The organism is uncultured Roseovarius sp., from assembly GCF_913057115.1.
Lineage (GTDB): Bacteria > Pseudomonadota > Alphaproteobacteria > Rhodobacterales > Rhodobacteraceae > Roseovarius.
In genome coordinates, this window is sequence record NZ_CAJXNN010000008.1 from 61,979 (window position 1) to 79,741 (window position 17,763).

Here is a 17,763-nt window from a genome sequence, read left to right on the forward strand (position 1 = left end):
CTCAGGCCCCTCCGTTCCCGCCCTGCGCCAGATGCGCCAGCACCTGATCGCGCGGCCCATCCACGGCCAGACGCCCGTTTTGCAAAATCATCGTCCGGTCGGTCAGTTGCAGGATCGGCACCCGGTGCGTGGCAATCACCGCCGTCCGTCCCTCCAGCCAGTTTTCCAAGCGGCTGACCAACGTCTTCTCAAGCGTCTGGTCCAAGGCTGCGGTCGGTTCATCCAGCAGGCACACCTTGGGGTCTTGCAGCCACAGCCGCGCCCAGCCGATGGATTGCCGCTGTCCTTGGCTCAACCCTTGCCCGCCATCGCGAATTTCGAGGTCCAACCCCTTGGGGTGGCTTTTCACAAATTGCCCCAACCCGGCGAAATCCAAGGCCTGCAACAGACGGTCGTCGTTGCGCTCCAGAAGCGTCAGGTTGAGGTTCTCGCGCAGCGTCCCGGTAAAGAGGCGCACATCTTGGCCCAGATACCCGATCAAGCGCCGCAAATCGCGCGGCTCGATCTGGTTCATATCGGCCCCATCCAGCAAGACCCGGCCCTTGGCAGGCGCATAAAGCCCCGAGAGCAGCTTGAGGAAGGTGGATTTACCCGAGCCATTGGCCCCCAGAATGGCCAGCTTCTGCCCCGGTTGCAGCGACAGCGCGGGAATATCCAGAACCGGTGCCGCGCCTTCGTCATAGCCAAACTGCACCTCGCGCAGCTCAAACCCGCCGTCGATGGTCTCGCGCCGCAGGTACGTGCGATCCTCGGCGCTGTCCTGTTCAGCATTGGCAATCGTGTCCAAACCATTGAGCGCCGATTTCACATTGCTCCACCGCGCCATGGTGCCCGACAATTGCGTCAGCGGGGCAAGCGTGCGGCTGGTCAGGATGCTGACCGCGATGATCGACCCCACGGTGAATTCGCCCGCAAAGACCAGATAGGTGCCGGTGATGATCGCGGTGATATAGGTCGCCTGTTGTACCGCTTGGCTCCAGAACGTCAGCGTCGAGGCCAGCTTGCGCTGATCGCTGGATTTCACCGCCTGAAGCGTGGTCAGTTCGGTCCACAACCGCCGAAACCGATCCTCGGCGCGCTGGGTCTTGAGGGTATCAAGCTCAAAAATCGCCTCGTGCAACAGGCGCGAGGATTTGGCGCTTGCCCCCTGCATTTCTTGGGTCAGGCGGATCATCTTCTTTTGCAAGAAGAACCCCGGCAGCACCATCAGGATCCCACCCAATATCAAAACCCAAACCAGGTTCCCGGCGATCGAAGCGACCAGCAGCAGGAAGATAAAGATAAAGGGCACATCGGCCAGCGTGCCAATGGCCGAGGCGGTGAAAAACTCCCGGACCGAGCCGAACTCGCGCATGGAACTAAAAAGCTGACTGGGCGCGCGCCCCGCCGCCTCCGAGCGCATGCCAAGCACCCGGTTCATCAAAAGGCCCTGCACGTTCAATTCAATCTGCCGCCCCGCGCCATCCATCAGGCGCGAGCGGGCGATTTTCAGGAAGGCCTCCATCATCAGGGCAAGGCCCGCGCCGGCGGCCAGCACCCAAAGCGTCGCTTCCGATTGATGCGGGATCACCCGGTCATAGACCTGCAAGGCAAATAGCGCCACGGCGACGGCCAGAAGGTTCGCCACGAAAGACCCCAGAACAATCTCACCGATCTGCCGCCGGAAGCCCGCGAACTGCCCCCAGAACCAATGCGCCGGGGCGGCCTCCTCGGTGTGGACCTTGGAAATCGTCTGTATCGGCGCCTCGGCCCGCACCAAAATCCCTGTGAAATAGGGCTCAAACTCAGAAAGCGGCACATAGGCGCGATTATCGGTGCAGGTGGTGTCATAGATCACCATATCCTGCCCCTGCTGCGCCAAAACCAGCACGAATTGCCCGCTGGTCATCTGCGCCAAGGCGGGCCAGTGATCCGCCATGCAATGCGCGACGCTTTCCACCTCGGTCAGCAGGCCAACGGCGGCCAGCCCCTCGGCCAAGGCCTCGGGCTGCGGCTGATCATCGTTGCGCTCGCTGGCCATCATCGCCTCAAGGATGTCGCGCGGCATCACCTCTTGGCCCAGCACCGCGGCATAGGTCGCGCCCAGTTCCGCCCGCGCCACCGCCCGCTCGCCAAAGCGGGATTGCAACGGCACTTGCGCCGGGGCCTCGGCCTCCGGCGCATTGGGGTCGTTCACCGGGCGCAGTTTCGGCCCGGTGCCAGAGGTGATGGTCAAGGCGACGGGGGATTTCGTCAAATGCTACTCCCGTCCGCCAAAAGGCCCCTCTCGCGGGCAATCTGCAACCGCGTCTCGGCCAGTTCGTATTTCAAATCCAACTGCGCGGCCTGCCGTGCGGCGAAGGTCTCATAAACCCCCACCACATCCATCACCTGCCGCTGGCCTGCATCGTACTGCCGCTGGAAAAGGTCCAGATTGGCCTTGGCCTGTTGCGCCAGCGCACCGGCCTCGCTTACCTGCCGCGACAGCGCGCTCAGGCGGGTCTCCAGACGCCGCAGGCGGCGGTTGGCGTCTTCCTCGGCCTGCCCCACCCGGCGATTTGCCGCCTCGCGCGCCACGTCCAGCGCCTTCATGCTGTCCAGGGTGCCAAGGCCCAGCAATTGATCGGATTTGACGTTCACGCCAATCCCGCTGCCACCCTCCCCCAAGGTGCCACCGGCGCTTACCCCCGGCAAAAGCCCCGCGCGCTCCATCTTGGCGCTGGCAATCTCGCGTTCTTTCTCGGCCTCGGCCTGCAAGACCGACAAGGGTTTGGCCACCGCGCCCGAAACCGCCAGATCACTCAGGCCCGAAACATCATCCAATGGCCGCACCGACATGGCATTCAACTCGGCCAAGGCGGTCGCCTCACCTTCTTGTTGTGCCGCAAGGGTCGACCGGATTTCCGCCAGTTTCTGACGCAGCACATTCAAATCCGACATATCCGAGACACCGCCCTTGACGCGCTCGTTCATCACCCATTCGAAATGCTCCATGTCCTTGAGCGTCGCACGCTCAATGCCTAGCCGCTCCCGCGCCTTCGAGGCCTCAAGGTACAGCGTCAGCGCGGTAAAGACCCGTTCATTGGTATCCTCGGCCAGAGTCACCGCCGCCGCTTCCACATCGGCCTTGGCAAAGGCGCGCTCGGCCTTCTTGCGGCCATTGTCAAAGAGCACCTGTTCAACGACCAACTGCGCCACGATATCGCTCAGACTGGTCAGGCTGATGTTCGGCCCGATCCGCGGCAACCAGTTCTTAGACGCAGCCTTGGCCCGCAACCGCGCGCTGCGCAACTCCGCCTCGGCGGGGCGGCTATAGGCCTCCAGAACGGGTGCTGCAACCTGTGCATAAGAACTGCCCGGGGCCAAAACGCTGCGCCGGGCCTGCAAATCGGAAATGATGAGCGACTCGGCGGCCTCTTTCTCGGCCGCGGTCATCTTCGGCGCGGGGTCTTTCGACATGAAACGCGACACTTCCCCGCCGCCGCCCGTCGACATACACCCGGTCACGCCAAGCAGGGCCATCAAACCCACTGCCCTGACGCTAAATCTGTACCTCTGCCCCATGACCGCCCCTTGATCGGTAGCTTGTCTTTTTAAACCGGCGCGCACCTCGTTGGGCGCGCGCCGTAACCCTTATCAGGTGACGATGTCGATATCTTCGTCCACCACGAGGGTGGCATCGTCGCCCAAGGTGTAGATGTCATAGCCTGCGGGCTCATCGGCCCCGCCATCCACCTTGGTCGCCCCGAGGATGGTCACCGTGTCATCGGCCCCACCTTCCACAACCAGCGTATCGGTATTGTCCGACAGCGCCAGAAGCTGCTCTTCGGTGATGGTCATTTCCGAATGGTCGCCAAAGCGCAGGTCGACGGTTTCGATCTCGAAGTCGCCCAGATTGCCATTCGAGAGGTCCACAACCGAGGTGGTCACCTCGTCCAGCACCACATAGGTGCTTGATGCGTTGCCCGCATCATCGGTGTTGGTCACGATCAACTGCGACCCATCCGGGATCGAAGCCGCCTGCCCCGCATCATCCAGGAAGAAGTGATCGGTTTCCCCGGTGAAGGTGCTGACATCGTCATGGATCGACAATTCACTGATACTGCCGCCCTCGACCTGATGGATAGTCACATCATCTTCGCCGGTCATTGTGGTCACGTAACGATAGCCCCCGCCTTCGCGGAAATATCCCACAATATCGGGCTGATCCGGGGCCACCATATCCAAGGTCACGCTGCCGTCCGTGGTATCGACGTTGCCATAGATATCCGTGGCCTGAACGGTGTATTGCACCGTGCCTTCGGTGGCTGGAATATCGCCGCTCGGCACGATCAGCGACCAGTTGCCATCGGCATCGGCCACGGCTTCATAGGTCTCGTTGAACAGCAGCACCTCGATGGCCGATCCCGGCTCGGCTGTGCCGGCCAGTTCCATACCGTCGCTGGCCGCATCAAGACCAACGAAACCGTTGACGGTTTCCGGCGATCCGTCGCTGGCCAGATTGTCGACCACTGTGTCGATCAAAACGCGGCTCGGGATGGTTTCCAGATTGCCGACGCCATCCTCAACCTCGACCACCATATCCACTTCGCCCTGATGCCCGTCCAGCGCACCGGATTCGAAGGTCGCGACCCATTCGCCGGTTTCCTCGTCCACCTCAGCCTGACGGCGCACCCCGTCAATCACCACCCAAACGGTCGAACCGGTTTCCACGGTGCCGGTGATCTCGAACCCACGGCCAGCCTTGTCTTGGTTGATGACACTCAGGCCCTCGGCGGTCGTCGGCATCCCCTCGGGGGCCTCCACGGACAAATCTTCGACAATGGTGTCCATATCGACCACTTGGTCGACCGAGTAGGAGTTGCCATAGATATCGCCCACCGTCGCGGTGACCTGCGCGTCATAGTCACCCGAAGGCAATTCGGCCTTGGTAAAGGTCGTGGTCCACTGGCCGCTGCTGTTGGCGGTCACGGTATGCACCACACCGTTGAAATTCACCGTCACTTCGGCATTCGGATCGGCCGTGCCGGTCACCTCGATCCCTGCGTCATAGGCATCGAAGTTGATCACGCCATTATCGCCAATTCCGTCCATGGTCAGGCTGCCCGGATCGGTATCCACCTGCACGGTCTGGAACAATTGCTGCACGTTGTTGGCGGCATCCGTTGCGGTGATGGTCACATCGCTGGAATAATCCCCGCCGGGCACCTGCGCCCCGCTGAAGCTGGCGGTCCACGCGCCGGTTTCCGGGTCCACGTCAGCCCAAACAGTGCTGCCCTCGAACTCCAGCTTCACGGTCGATCCCGGCTCGACCGTGCCGGTCAGGGTAAAGCCGTCACCGATTTCACTGGCACTGATGACATTGTCATCGCCACCGATATCGGCCTGATGGCTGAAGTTCTGCACCACAAGGTCAATCTCGACCGTGCTGCTTGTGGTCGTGGTGTTGCCCGCCTCATCCGTGGTGGTCGCTGTCACCGTCGCCTCGAACTGCTGGCTCGGCAAATCGGCCGGGTCAAAGGTGGCCTGCCAATTGCCATCGCCATCCGCGGTGACCTCTTGTGCAAGCGACCCAATGGCCACCGTTACAGTCGCGCCCGGTTCTGTGGTGCCGGTGATGACAACACCCCCCTCTGTTTGCACTGCATCCGCGTTGATCAGGCTGTTGGAGCTGCTGGACCCGGTCGAAATCTCAAGCGCGTTATAGACCGTGTCAATCGACACCGTCTCGGTAATCGTGCTGGAATTGCCCCGGCTGTCGGTCGACACCACCGTCATTTCCGTCTCGTAGTCCCCTTCCGGCAAATCCGCAGGGTCAAACGTGACTTCCCAAGTTCCATCTTCGCCCACCGTTACGGTCTCGGTATGCTCTTCGATGGTGACCGAAACAGTCGATCCTGCCTCACCTGTGCCGGAAATCTCGACACCATCCTGAAAATCGTCATCATTGATGATGCCGGTGGTCGACAACGTCCCTTCCTCGACCGCTGTCTCAGGGGCGGTGGTGTCAATCGAAATTTCCGGGCCTTCAAGCTCGGTCTCGGTGCCATCAGGCTCGGTGACTGTCACTTCGACAGTATAATCGCCGTCTTCCGGGAAATCGTCACCCTCAAAGGTCACGTCCCACTCGCCATCCTCATCGGCGGTCGTGGTCTGCGTCTCATCACCGATGGTGACCGTCACTTCCGACTCCGGCTCGGCCTCACCCGTGATCGTGATCGACTTGTCGTCGTCCGTGGTGTCATCGCCCCCCAGCACAATCGGCTCATCCTCGTTGACCACCGGCTCGATACGCGTGGCGCCGCCATCACTTCCGTCATCCGCGGCCACAACCGTAGCCGCCGCAACACCAGCCGCCCCGAGACCCAGGGCGCTCATCAAGCCGGAGCCGCCCAGCAGGCCTGCCCCCAGCATCGAAACCTGCTCTTCGCCCGAAACCTCTGACGCAACTTCACTTCCGCCAAGGAAAATCAAGTCATCCGACGGGTTCCATTTGCCCCACATTTCAGTCGGGCCATACTGGGCGTAAATCGACCCTTCGCTGCCCTCGATCAGCGTTACCTCGTTGAGATAGCCATCGGCACTTATGAACAACCGGCTTTCCGCCGTGCCATCGTCTCCGAAGTATCCCTCAAGAATAACGATCCGGCCATCGGCCAGATTGATCACCAGATTGCTTCCATCGCGATCATAATTCGCAATGTCGATCTGCCGAAGATTTAAGGAAATTTCCTGTCCGTTACCAGCCGGAATGACACTCACATCATTACCACCAGAAACCGAACCACGTTGCGCAATACCCGAATCCGTCCGGGCGACATACTCAATCGCCTTCATAACACCACCGCTCTACCTCAAGTAGCAGCACTTTGTGCGCCGCTTTGTTTTTCTGCCTCATAAATATCGCCTTTAGGACACAATCGCTACATTTTTTTTCGCCCACTCACCCAAAAGAGTGAGGCACCGCAAAATTCGCGCGCTGCGTGCAAAACCCCCCGCAAGCGACCGATTTTTAGAGTCTTTTTTGCAACAGGCCGCCGCCTTCACGTTCTTCGCATGCGCACAAGAGACAGGGTTTTCCAAAGGTTCCGCCAACGAGGCCGGCCCAGGCCACATGCCCTACAATCACAAGAGCCGCACTCCAGGCAATTCGCGCTTGACGGGGCTCAGCCTTGCCCACAAGGTCACTCAAACCTCCAACATCGAAGGACCCGCGCCACGTGACGACACAGCTATCCGATACCGTTGCCCTTCTGGGGGAACTGATCGCATTTCCAACTGTTTCCGAACTCAGCAATCTCGACATGATCGCTTATATCGCCCACCAGCTCGAGGCGGCAGGCGCAACCGTCGATATCTTCCACGATGAAATAGGTCACAAGGCCAACCTCTTTGCCACCATCGGCCCTGAAACCGACGGCGGGATCGTCCTGTCGGGTCACTCCGACGTGGTGCCCGTGGCTGAACAGGATTGGGCCAGCTACCCCTTCGAGATGATCGAACACGAGGGCCGCCTTTACGGGCGCGGTGCCTGCGACATGAAAGGCTTTATCGCCGCCGCCACCGCCATGGCCCCCTATTTCGCCGAACAAGTCCAAGACCGGCCCATTCACTTCGCCTTCACCTATGACGAGGAAGTGGGCTGTTTCGGCGCACAGGCCTTGGTCGACAGCCTCAAGCAAAAGGGCATCCGCCCCGGTGTCGCGATCATTGGCGAGCCGACCTCGATGCGCATCATCGAAGGGCATAAGGGCTGCTATGAATATACCACGCATTTTTGCGGCATGGCGGGCCACGGCTCGGCCCCGGACCGGGGCGTGAACGCGGTGGAATACGCCGCGCGTTACGTCAACCGCCTGCTCGACCTCAAGGATTCCCTGCGCGCCCGCGCCCCCTCCGGCAGCCGCTTTGACCCGCCCTGGACCACGATCAACACCGGCAGCCTCAAGGGCGGCGTGGCCCATAACGTCATTGCCTCCAACGCCTCTATCGAATGGGAAATGCGCCCGGTGCAGGCCTCGGATGCGCAATTCGTCAAGGATGACCTGCGCCAATATTGCGAAACCGTGCTTTTGCCCACCATGCGGAGCATCTGCCCCGAGGCCGAGATCACCACCGAGGTGATCGGCGAGGTCGAAGGTCTGGAACCCGCCGATCTGAACGAGGCCAAGGACATCCTGATGGAACTCACCGGCGCCAACGGTGCTGATGTGGTCCCCTTCGGCACCGAGGCGGGGATTTTCCAAAGCTACGGCATGTCGGCGGTGGTCTGCGGCCCCGGTTCCATCGACCAAGCGCATAAACCCGATGAATATGTTTCCATCGACCAGCTTCAACAATGCATCGACATGCTGGGCCGGTTGGGCAAGAAACTGGCAAGCTGAGGCCAGCGGCACGCCACGCCGATTTCTTCAAAAGAAATCGGACCGAAATCTTTTCAAGATTTCGCGCGCCTCCTGTGCCCCAAGGCGCCTTGAGGCCGACATTGAAAGCGGCCAAGGGAGTATCGTCCGCCCCGGTGGCCACCGCACCCTTATGCAAAAGCATGCCGTTTGTTACAAAACCCCGCACCAGCGCAAAACAGAACACCTTTGGTGCATTTGCGCAGAGAGCGCTTGAAACAATTTAACCCATTGAAATTACGCAGTTTATTTCAACACGCCAACCAAAGGTAACACACCCCCGTGAGCCGCCCAACATGGGTCAATCACAGACCCGAGCGGTCTCGTGACCGATTTCTCACATCGGGCGGCCACGCCTTCCGATGATCGCTCGAAAGGCGCATCTTGGTGTCACAGCAAGCGAGCCAAGACAGCCTTGGTGAAGCTGGCACAAACCCAGATAACGAAAGGACCATGACCATGACCAAATCCATCAACCCCCCCGCCCGCCGTATCCTTGGCCTTGCGCTCGCCGCAACGCTCGGGGCCGCCGCACTGCCCGCTACCGCAATGGACGCCGGCAACCCGCCCAACGCCAACAAGGTCATCAGCACCATGAGTGGCAATGTCAGCACCGGGCCGCTGGAACATCCCGTCAGCACTCAGGACGGCACGCGCCGCTAAGACCTGTTCGACTATTTCGGCACGGGCACCCTTTCGGGTGCCTGTTGTCGTTTTGGACAGGTTCAAGCCTGCAATCCGACAGTTGCTTAAAGCGCATTGTAGGGTGCGCATGGACTGCGCACCGACGCAGAGCCGCGCGGGTGCAGGAATGTCCGCTGTGCGCAGGAAGCGGACTTTGCAAAGTCGGGAGCCAATGTCAGCTTTCATGTCCTAATAGGCTTTTAGCCGACTTTCAAAACTCTGCAAAGAGTAAGGAGAATCATCCGCTGTACATCTCTTTTCTATTTGAGTGATGGGGAAAGATATGCTCAAGCACTAGGCTTACTACCAAACCCGACGGATCATCATAACCCTACGGTAGTTCAATGGGTTTATGCTCCCTTTAGTCCTAACCATAGCCGAAATGGTTATGTCCTCATGCTTATGGCCGCCCGATGCTACAACGACTTCATCATCTTGATCATAGGTTTGGCTTAGCGTTGGGCCGCCTAGGTCAACTCGGTGCGAATGCGAATGTTCATGGTAGTGCTCGTTGGCTTCAGTGAATCTTCCGACCCGATCGGCCGGACCAAGGTCGCCTTCGTAGTCTCCTGAGACCGGGAAAACTGGGTGTTCCCAGTACTCCTCCTCCTCCTCGGATAGAGACCAACGGCCCTGATCAAGGAGATCATCGATCATTTTCTTATCCAGGGGAACATAAGGTATCATCATGCCTTCCATAACCGGGGCAAAATCGCTGGTTGCAACATAGACTTCCATATTCCTACGGCTCCGCAGGTTTTCTGCATGCGTTAACAAAGCTTCCGCAGCTTCTGAGATGGTGACTGGATCATGCGAATGTCCATTCGTTGCAGTTGAGGCTGATCCCGAAGAAATATCCACTTCCACCTCACCACTTCCAGTTGCACTCGTAACTTCATCTAGTTCGTGACCGTGAGCAGGTACGAGGTGAGTATGATGCGGCTGACCTTTGCGGTGCTTAGAAGGTATGCACCCCACAATTTTGAACGTCTCTTTTCGCCATGGGCGAGGGCTATAGGATTGATCCGGTTCACTGGGATCGATACCGAGCCCCGCCGTATTCATGCGCTGCCAACCCGGCGCCTCGAGGATTTTTTCACGTGCAAAAGCGATCATGCCGGCCTTAACTTCTGCCACCTTAGGCTGATCTGGCGCGATCCAATATGCGCTGACTTCATAGTGCAGAGGTTCGTGTCGCAACTCATTGTTGTCTCCACCAATGGAAATTCCAGTCTCTTTTAGCGTTAACCCATGCACATGGTTTGGTCCGGCAACTGGAACAGATCGTCCAATGTTGTTGGCATCAATTTGCGTAGTTGCCGTCATGATCCCTCGACTACTGTCGGTTGAGTGCCCATGTCTCCAATTGTGTTGATGATCCTGAAGTCTCTCACGGCTAATCGCATTCGGATCATCCCAAAGTATCGTTTCTCCGGACATTGATAAGAAACAGTCTGTTACTCGTGGGCATTCGCCGTTGGCTTCCGCTTTGTATGTACATTGCGTAAATAGTGGGTCTGAGATGACACCTGCGTAACGTCCTTGATTGGTCTGCGATGGCATCCATGGAGTGTGCAACACTAGCGCTCCAGGCGGCAGATGAGATAGTGTTTCAGTCTGTTCAGAATTTTGGTTAAGGGTTTCGTCGGTCAAAGTAGCTCCAATCTCGTCGGCTTATAATTTCATGCTTCGGGGCTGCCACAAATGCGCGTCGCCCTTCTGGCTTGATGATTCAATATTATGGGGAGTTATATGGACTTACCGCCTTGTATTCGTTGATGCCCAAATCATAGTTTTAAGTAAGTAGGCTTTCATTGCAAGATTTTTGGGTAGAATGATTGCAGCCATGGCGTGTTCGCGTGATCCTTGCGGAAGAATTCCTCTAGTCAAAAACACCGCTTTTCAGGCATTCTCCGGCCTTGCTGCGAAAGCCCGCGCCCCGTCCGGCCCGCTGGCGATGCCTCTCGATACAGCCGCAGAACGAATGTCTTGATTGGGCTGACACCAGCCACTCCCCAAACCGTACAAAACTCCCGTACGTTTCGTACAACTCTCACCGCGCGCCCTGTTAACCTGCCCGGATACCGCAAAAAATACCGACGCAATACCGACGTGAAACCGACGCGCTACAGCCCGGTATTTTTCCCGTTAACCCAAGCACTTAACCCCCGATTCGCCTCAGAAGTCCGTCGGCGCGCCGCCCTCCGCCTTGCGCCGCTCCACAAAACCCGCCAATTCCTCGCGAATGGACTCCTCCATCGGCGGCGCTTCATAGTTGGCAATGATATCGCGATAGGTCTGATGCGCACGCTCGGCGGTCCAAGTGCCGCCCGCCGCCTGCCATGCCTCGAAGTTGCGCCAATCGCTCAGGAAGGGTTGGTAGAAGGCCGTGGTATAGCGGTCCTGCGTGTGCTGGATACCAAAGAAATGGCCCTGATCGCCCACCTCGCGGATCGCCTCGATGGCGATGTCATCGGGCGTGGTCGCGGTCAGCATCGGGTCCATATATCTTTGAATATGCTGCAAAATTTCGCAATCCATGACGAATTTTTCCGGGCTGGCAATCAGCCCGCCCTCCAGCCAACCGGCAGAGTGGTAGACCATATTCGCCCCCGCCTGCACCGCCGACCACAGGCTGTTCGAGGTTTCCCACATCGCCTGTCCGTCCGGCACATTGGCCGCACAGACGCCCGAGGCCCGCATCGGCAGCTTGTAGAACCGTGCCAACTGTCCGGTCATTTGCGTCGCGCGCATGTATTCCGGCGTCCCAAAGGCCGGCGCACCCGATTTCATATCGACGTTGCTGGTAAATGTGCCGATGGCGCAACAGGCGCCGGGCCGGATGATCTGGGCCAGCACCACGGCACAGAGCCCCTCGGCCAGAGACTGCGCCACAGCCCCTGCCATCGTCACCGGCGCCATGGCCCCGGCCAGGGTGAAGGGAGTGACCACAAGCCCTTGATTTCGCCGGGCAATTCGCATCCAGCCATCCAGCATCGGATAGTCGTGCTTGAGCGGCGAGGTCGAGTTGATGTTGGTGAACATATGCGGTTTGGCTTCGAACTCCTCGTCCGTCAGACCGCCCGCGATGCGCACCATTTCCATCACATCCTCGACCCGCTCCTTACCCAGACAATAGGCATGCGACACCTTGTCGGTGAGCGTCAGCTTGTCATAGAGAACGTCCAGATGCCGCACACTGGCATGAATATCCTGCGGTTCCACCGGGTAGCCGCCGATAAAATGGATGCAGTTGAAATATTGGCTTAATTTCAACAGGTTCTGGCACATCTCGCGGGTGCCTGTCACCTTGCGCCCGGTGGTCAGATCCCAATAGCTCGGCGGTGAGGAAACATTGCCGAAGTTCATATGGGGGCCGCCCATGGTGATCTCATGCGCGGGGTTGCGCGGGGTGATCGTCCATTGTTCGGGTGCCTTGGCGATCATCTCCATGACAAAATCGCGCCCCATCCGCACGTTCTCGCCATCAATGGTGCATCCCCCCGAGCCGCGCAAAATCTCAAGCGCTTCAGGGTTCAGAAACTCGATCCCGATCTCTTCGAGAATGCGCATCGCCCCATCGTGAATGGCCGCCACGCCCTCTTCCGTCAAAGGCTCCACCGGCCGGTCGATATTGACTGGCGGGGCCCACGGCATTTGCTCAATCACCGCCGTGCCGCGCCGTTCGGCATTGCCCGCGCGGCCACCGCCGCGCCGTCTGCGTTTTGCCTCTGCTGCCATGGAATTCGGGCCTCCTGCTGCGTCTTGCATCTAGGAAACACCGGATTCGCCAAATCGTTTGCCACTTTGCGACTGATACTGTCGCTTTTGAAATCCTATCTCGCCGAAGCGGAGCCGCGCCGCCTTCGCCCCGTCCAAAGGATATAAAGCGCAAGACTGCCCACCACGATCACACCGCCCAAAACCATCATCGGCGTCGGGGCCTCCCCCACGCCCAGCCAGACCCAAAGCGGGCCAAGCACGGTTTCCAGCAACATCAACAGGCTGACGTTCGAGGCATGCGTATAACGCGAGGCGAGCGACAGCATGAAAAACGACACCGGCAACACGATCATGCCCGTGGTCGCCATGGCCCAGACATGGCCCTCCGCCATGCGTTCGACCCCCGTGACCGCCAGCCCGAAAGACCCCGCACAAAATGCGCCGACCCCGATCACCAGCATGATCGGCAGTTGCGGGGCCGAGCGGATGACCACGAAATTCAGCGCCAAAACGAAGGCCACGCCAAGGCCGAACCCCGCCCCGGCAAGGGCCGCAAGGTTCAATTCCACACCCTCACCCTCGCCGCCCAGAACCGCGATACCGATGCCGCTCATCACCGCGACGATGGTCACCCAGGTGGCCACTCGCGTTGCCTCGCCCAGCAAGACCCAAGCCAAAAGCGCGGCACAGACCGGGACGGTGGCCAATCCGAACAAGACGACAGCCACGGGGGCCAGGGCGATACCAAGGCAAAAAAGCAGCGAATTGAAAAATTGACAGACAACGATCACCCCGCCGGCGCGTGTAAAAAGATGCCGCAGTTCACCGGCCCTGTCGCGGCTCAGGAGCGCCCACAGCCCCACCATGACCGTCCCCATCAACAGCCCGCGCCAAGCGGTCATCTGAAAGCCGTCCATTTCGGAAAGCCGCATCAACAGGGAATCCGGCGTCAGGACAAGCGTTCCAATCCCCGCAAGGGCCACGCCGAAAAGCGGATGATGCCTCATCCGTTCAGCCAAGCGGGAATATGCCCGATATCCGGCAAGACCGCATCGGCCAGCGGCGCGAGATCGGCCGCCGAAGCCATCCCCGTCAACACACCAAGCGTTTGCATGCCCGCTCGTCGCCCGGCCATCAGGTCATGGGTACTGTCGCCCACCATGACGCAACGTTCCGGCACAAGGCGCATCTGCTTGGCAAAAGCCAAAAGCGGCCCCGGTGCGGGCTTTGCCCCATGGCCGGAATCGAACCCGGCGATGAAATCGAACTGTGCCGCGATACCGGCGCTTTCCAAGTGGCTGCGCGCGCCGTATTCGCTATCGTTGGTCATCACGCCCAAGGCCAGACCACGCGCGGCCAGATCCGCCAGATAGGGCGCAAGCGGCACCGCCGGGGCCAGCGGCGCATTGGCCGAGGTCACCATCAGGAAATGCTCGATCTCATCGGTGCTGCGCCCCGGCAGGGCACTGGCGACGCATTCTGCCGCCTCGCGGTTGGTCCCGGCGATCACCGGACTCGTGGGGCGAAAAGCCTGAGCCTCCAGGTCATAGTCGATCGCATCGGCGATCCGCGCCATGACCTGCGCCTCGCCAAGGGCCAATTCGCGGATCGTGTCTGCGGCCCAGACGTTCCAGGTGGCATGGAAATCAAACAGCGTGCCATCTTTGTCGAACAGGATACCGTCAATCTTTCTTGCCGCGCCATTCATCATGTCCAGTTCACCTGTTCACCGCCGGGCAAAGCCGCGCGCGCTTGGATCGGCAGTTGCGGATCAAGGCCCTGCGCCTCGCAAAATCCGATGATCCAGGCATCGTCCATCAAAAGAAAATCCAGAACCGAGCCAAGAAAAACAGGATCTTGAGCCTGCTCGCGCAACTCAGCTTCGGTTACGCCCGTCGCCCCCATGAAGACCGGCAGCAACTCCTCGTTTCCGGCCAGCCACGCCAGCCCTTGCAAGGCCACGGTCTCGGCGGATTCTTGCGTGATGTTCAAGAGTGTTACTCTCCCGGAAAGGTTTTCTTAACTTCTGCCATGGATAGTCGAGCCAATCAAAAGAGCAAGTCGGAAAGGCATGTGGCTATGCCCAAGAATGTATTGATTGTCGACGAACTCGCCACCAACAGGATTGTCCTCAAGGTCAAACTGTCGGCGGCGCGGCGCGTCGTGCATCAGGCCACCTCGCTCAAAGAAGCGCGCGCATCGCTGGCACAGGAAAAGCACGACCTTGTCATCGCCTCCGGCAATCTGTCCGACGCAACCATTGAAGAAACGGTGAAAGCTCTGCGCAACACGCCAGGCGGCACGAGCCTGCCGATCGTCATCGTGTTATCCAATGATGACCCCGAGGCACGGTTCGCTGCCCTGCGCGCCGGGGCCAATGACGTTGTGACCAAGCCGTTCGACGATCGCTTCCTTCTCGCGCGCCTGCGTGCGCTGATGCGCCAGTATCACGCGGAAAACAGCCTCAAACTGCACACCGGCACGGCCGATGCGCTTGGCTTCGCCGAAGCCCCTGAGGGCTTTCAGGCGCCCGGACGGGTCGCCATCTTGGCGCAACCTTTGAAAAGCGCGCTGCAAATGCGCGCCGAACTCATCCAGCATACAGGTCACGACATGGCGGTACTGACCTTTGAGGCACCCGGCAGCATGGCTGAACTCTCGCCGCCGCCTGATGTGGTGGTTCTGAATATCGTGTCCGCCGAAGACGAGGCAGGCCTGCAATTGATGTCTGAATTGCGCGGTGATCCATTCACGCACAACAGCCGCGTCTTTGCATTGCTCAGTAACGAGGCCTCTGCGCTTGCCGCCACCTTGCTCAACATGGGGGCCGCGGACGTCCTGTGCGGGCCTTGCAACAGCCGCGAATTGGCCTTGCGCCTGCAAGCGCAGATCGCCCAGAAACGCAGGGAGGAAGCCCTGCGGCAAAAGCTGGAAAGCGGCTTGCAGGCGGCAGTCACCGATCAATTGACCGGCCTTTACAACCGCCGCTACGCCCTGCCCCATACCACGCGTACCATTGCCGACTCCGCAAGAGACGCAAGCCCCATGGCGATCATGGTCGCTGATCTGGACTATTTCAAAACGGTCAACGACAGGTTCGGCCACGCAGCCGGAGACACCGTTCTGCGGCACGTGGCGGACATCCTGCGCGAAAACCTGCGCGACGAGGATCTGGTTGCGCGGATCGGGGGTGAGGAATTCCTGATCGTCCTGCCCGACACCAACCGCGACCGCGCCGGGCAGGTTGCCGGGCGCCTTTGTCGCGCCGTGCGCGAAACGGCGATTCCCGTTCCCGGTCACAATGCCACGGTGAATGTCACCCTCAGCATCGGGGTATCACCCGTCGAATTGGCCCCCGGGCGGTCCCTGCCCGATGCCGAAACCCTGATCGCACAGGCCGATCGGGCGCTCTATGGGGCCAAGGCGGGGGGGCGCAACACGGTCTCGCTTTGCGCAACGCGCCCGGCCGCGTGACGGGTCAACGCTTTAGTCACGGCCTTTCCAGCGGCGGGCCATGGCCTTTTCCAACCGCGCGGCAAAGGCTTGCCGCGCATCCGGGTCCATTTGCACCAGATGGTCCAGAAGGATTTGCTGCCCGATCGCCACGCGCTGGCCCAGCATCTCGCGCATCTGCGCCATTTGCGCCTTGACGGGGTCCGGGTCAAACGGCTCGGCACGCAAATCCGTGACAAGCTGTTGCATCGCCGCGTGATAGGCGGCGCGTCCGCTGCGGCCTTCCGCGCGGTAGGCCCTGCGCATCTCGCGAGACACGGCGCGCTTGTCCTCTTGGGTCAGCGCGCGGGTCAAGGGCCCGCCCGCGATATCCGCACGCGGCGGATGGTGCCGTCCGTCCCAACCGCCATGCCGCATTACCGCGCCTCCGACAGCCCCCAGAACCAGCAGGTTCAGCGCCAAGGATACGCCGAAAAGCACCTTCAACCAGCCGCGCATGCCCGGCGTCTTTTTCCCTGTCTCGGCCATCACAAGGCCCCCTCTTCCCAAGCAAGGCCCAGTTCGGCCCCCGGCATTACATCCACAGAATAGACAGGGGGTACGCTCACTCCCAAGTAATTCGCAACAGTGTCCGAAACCCCCGCCATAGGGCCAAGGCCCAGCCAGACTCCAGCCACCCCGGCCGCCGACAATCCGGCCACCGCGGGCCAGCCGCCCAGTGCCTCCAACAATTGCCGCAGATAGCCGCGCGGCGCAGGTGCCGCGGGTGCCGCCCTCTTCTGGGCCTGCACGGATTGCGCATCGGCCAATACCCGCGCCATCAAATCCGACGAGGGCTCCGGCCGGCTTGATCGCGCCGCGTCAAAAGCGGCTTCAAGCTCGCCGCCGTGCTTGTGTTTATCCGTCATCTGCATATCCCAGCTCCTCGCGCCGCCCTTCAAGGGCCGCGCTCAACGCCCGTTTTCCCCGCGCGGTCAGGCTTTCCACCGCGTCCACGCTGATTTCCATGATCTCGGCGATCTCGGGGTTTGCCATCCCCTCGATATGACGCAAGACCACCGCTTGGCGCTGCCGGTCGGGCAACCCGTCCAACGCCACTTGCAGGGCATCGGCCCGCGCCTCGGCCTGCATCTTGTCCAACGGGCCGCGCGCCTCGTCCTCCGGCTCGGGTATCGCATCAAGCGCCAGGCCCCGCCCTGACCGTCGAAGCCGGTCGGTGCATAGATTGGCAACCACCCGGTAAAGCCAGGTGGTCACCTTCGCTTCGCCTTGCCGCCACTCAGGTGCCACGCGCCAGAGCCGCAGCAGGGCCTCTTGCGCCACGTCCTCCGCCTCGGCCCGGTTGCCCAGAAGGCGGACCGCGTGGCCAAAGGCCTTGGGCGTCAACCGCAGGGTCAGGGCCCGTGCCGCCGCAGGCTCACCGTTGGCAAAAAGCACCAACAAGGCTTCGTCACTTACATCCTGCATGGCATCCAGCGGCATGGTCCCTGTCCCTGGGTGGCTACTTAACAGTCGTCGCCCA

General features: G+C 60.4%; 14 protein-coding genes. 3 read left to right on the plus strand and 11 right to left on the minus strand.

Annotated elements, in window-relative coordinates; genetic code table 11:
* Nucleotide 1 precedes the first annotated feature (1 nt).
* The 3 genes from QZ498_RS05470 to QZ498_RS05480 form a co-directional block, all read right to left on the minus strand.
* Entirely contained in the window at nt 2–2,236 is a 2,235-nt protein-coding gene (locus QZ498_RS05470; RefSeq protein WP_294620724.1) for an ATP-binding cassette domain-containing protein, read from the minus strand.
* Nucleotides 2,233–3,501, minus strand: a complete 1,269-nt coding sequence (locus QZ498_RS05475) for a TolC family protein (RefSeq protein ID WP_294620725.1) — start codon at nt 3,499–3,501, stop codon at nt 2,233–2,235. Before QZ498_RS05475 ends, QZ498_RS05470 begins: the two co-directional genes overlap by 4 nt.
* 114 nt (nt 3,502–3,615) lie before the next feature.
* Nucleotides 3,616–6,816: an Ig-like domain-containing protein gene (locus QZ498_RS05480; RefSeq protein ID WP_294620726.1), complete on the minus strand. Its 3,201-nt coding sequence runs from the start codon at nt 6,814–6,816 to the stop codon at nt 3,616–3,618.
* A 383-nt stretch (nt 6,817–7,199) separates the two neighbouring features.
* Here QZ498_RS05480 and argE point away from each other — a divergent pair, with 383 nt between their 5' ends.
* The gene (gene argE, locus QZ498_RS05485; protein WP_294620727.1) at nt 7,200–8,363 is read left to right on the plus strand and encodes an acetylornithine deacetylase; all 1,164 of its coding nucleotides are present in this window, start codon (nt 7,200–7,202) and stop codon (nt 8,361–8,363) included.
* 405 nt (nt 8,364–8,768) lie between these two features.
* Nucleotides 8,769–9,044: a hypothetical protein gene (locus QZ498_RS05490; protein ID WP_294620728.1), complete on the plus strand. Its 276-nt coding sequence runs from the start codon at nt 8,769–8,771 to the stop codon at nt 9,042–9,044.
* Nucleotides 9,045–9,368: 324 nt separating this feature from the next.
* Here QZ498_RS05490 and QZ498_RS05495 read toward each other — a convergent pair whose 3' ends face one another.
* From QZ498_RS05495 to QZ498_RS05515, 5 genes are all read right to left on the minus strand, one after another.
* Entirely contained in the window at nt 9,369–10,718 is a 1,350-nt protein-coding gene (locus QZ498_RS05495) for a hypothetical protein (RefSeq protein ID WP_294620729.1), read from the minus strand.
* 525 nt (nt 10,719–11,243) lie between these two features.
* Nucleotides 11,244–12,806: a trimethylamine methyltransferase family protein gene (locus QZ498_RS05500; RefSeq protein ID WP_294620730.1), complete on the minus strand. Its 1,563-nt coding sequence runs from the start codon at nt 12,804–12,806 to the stop codon at nt 11,244–11,246.
* Between the two features lie 95 nt (nt 12,807–12,901).
* Nucleotides 12,902–13,795, minus strand: coding sequence for a DMT family transporter (locus QZ498_RS05505; RefSeq protein WP_294620731.1), 894 nt, complete (start codon nt 13,793–13,795; stop codon nt 12,902–12,904).
* Complete coding sequence (locus QZ498_RS05510; protein WP_294620732.1) at nt 13,792–14,499, minus strand: HAD family hydrolase; 708 nt, start codon at nt 14,497–14,499, stop codon at nt 13,792–13,794. The genes QZ498_RS05505 and QZ498_RS05510 overlap by 4 nt, the downstream gene beginning before the upstream one ends.
* The gene (locus QZ498_RS05515; RefSeq protein WP_294620733.1) at nt 14,496–14,780 is read right to left on the minus strand and encodes a DUF3572 domain-containing protein; all 285 of its coding nucleotides are present in this window, start codon (nt 14,778–14,780) and stop codon (nt 14,496–14,498) included. Before QZ498_RS05515 ends, QZ498_RS05510 begins: the two co-directional genes overlap by 4 nt.
* Before the next feature lie 87 nt (nt 14,781–14,867).
* Between QZ498_RS05515 and QZ498_RS05520 the strand changes: the two genes are divergently transcribed.
* A complete protein-coding gene (locus QZ498_RS05520) occupies nt 14,868–16,262 on the plus strand; it encodes a diguanylate cyclase (RefSeq protein ID WP_294620734.1) in 1,395 nt (464 codons plus the stop codon).
* A 12-nt stretch (nt 16,263–16,274) separates the two neighbouring features.
* On the opposite strand, the gene QZ498_RS05525 is transcribed toward QZ498_RS05520, so the two are convergent.
* Genes QZ498_RS05525 through QZ498_RS05535 form a run of 3 tightly spaced genes read right to left on the minus strand, consistent with a single transcriptional unit; the run spans nt 16,275 to nt 17,723 of the window.
* On the minus strand, nt 16,275–16,769 hold the full coding sequence (locus QZ498_RS05525) for a periplasmic heavy metal sensor (RefSeq protein WP_294620735.1): 495 nt from the start codon (nt 16,767–16,769) through the stop codon (nt 16,275–16,277).
* Complete coding sequence (locus QZ498_RS05530; protein WP_294620736.1) at nt 16,769–17,149, minus strand: hypothetical protein; 381 nt, start codon at nt 17,147–17,149, stop codon at nt 16,769–16,771. The genes QZ498_RS05525 and QZ498_RS05530 overlap by 1 nt, the downstream gene beginning before the upstream one ends.
* A complete protein-coding gene (locus tag QZ498_RS05535) occupies nt 17,139–17,723 on the minus strand; it encodes an RNA polymerase sigma factor (protein WP_294620737.1) in 585 nt (194 codons plus the stop codon). The genes QZ498_RS05530 and QZ498_RS05535 overlap by 11 nt, the downstream gene beginning before the upstream one ends.
* Nucleotides 17,724–17,763 lie beyond the last annotated feature (40 nt).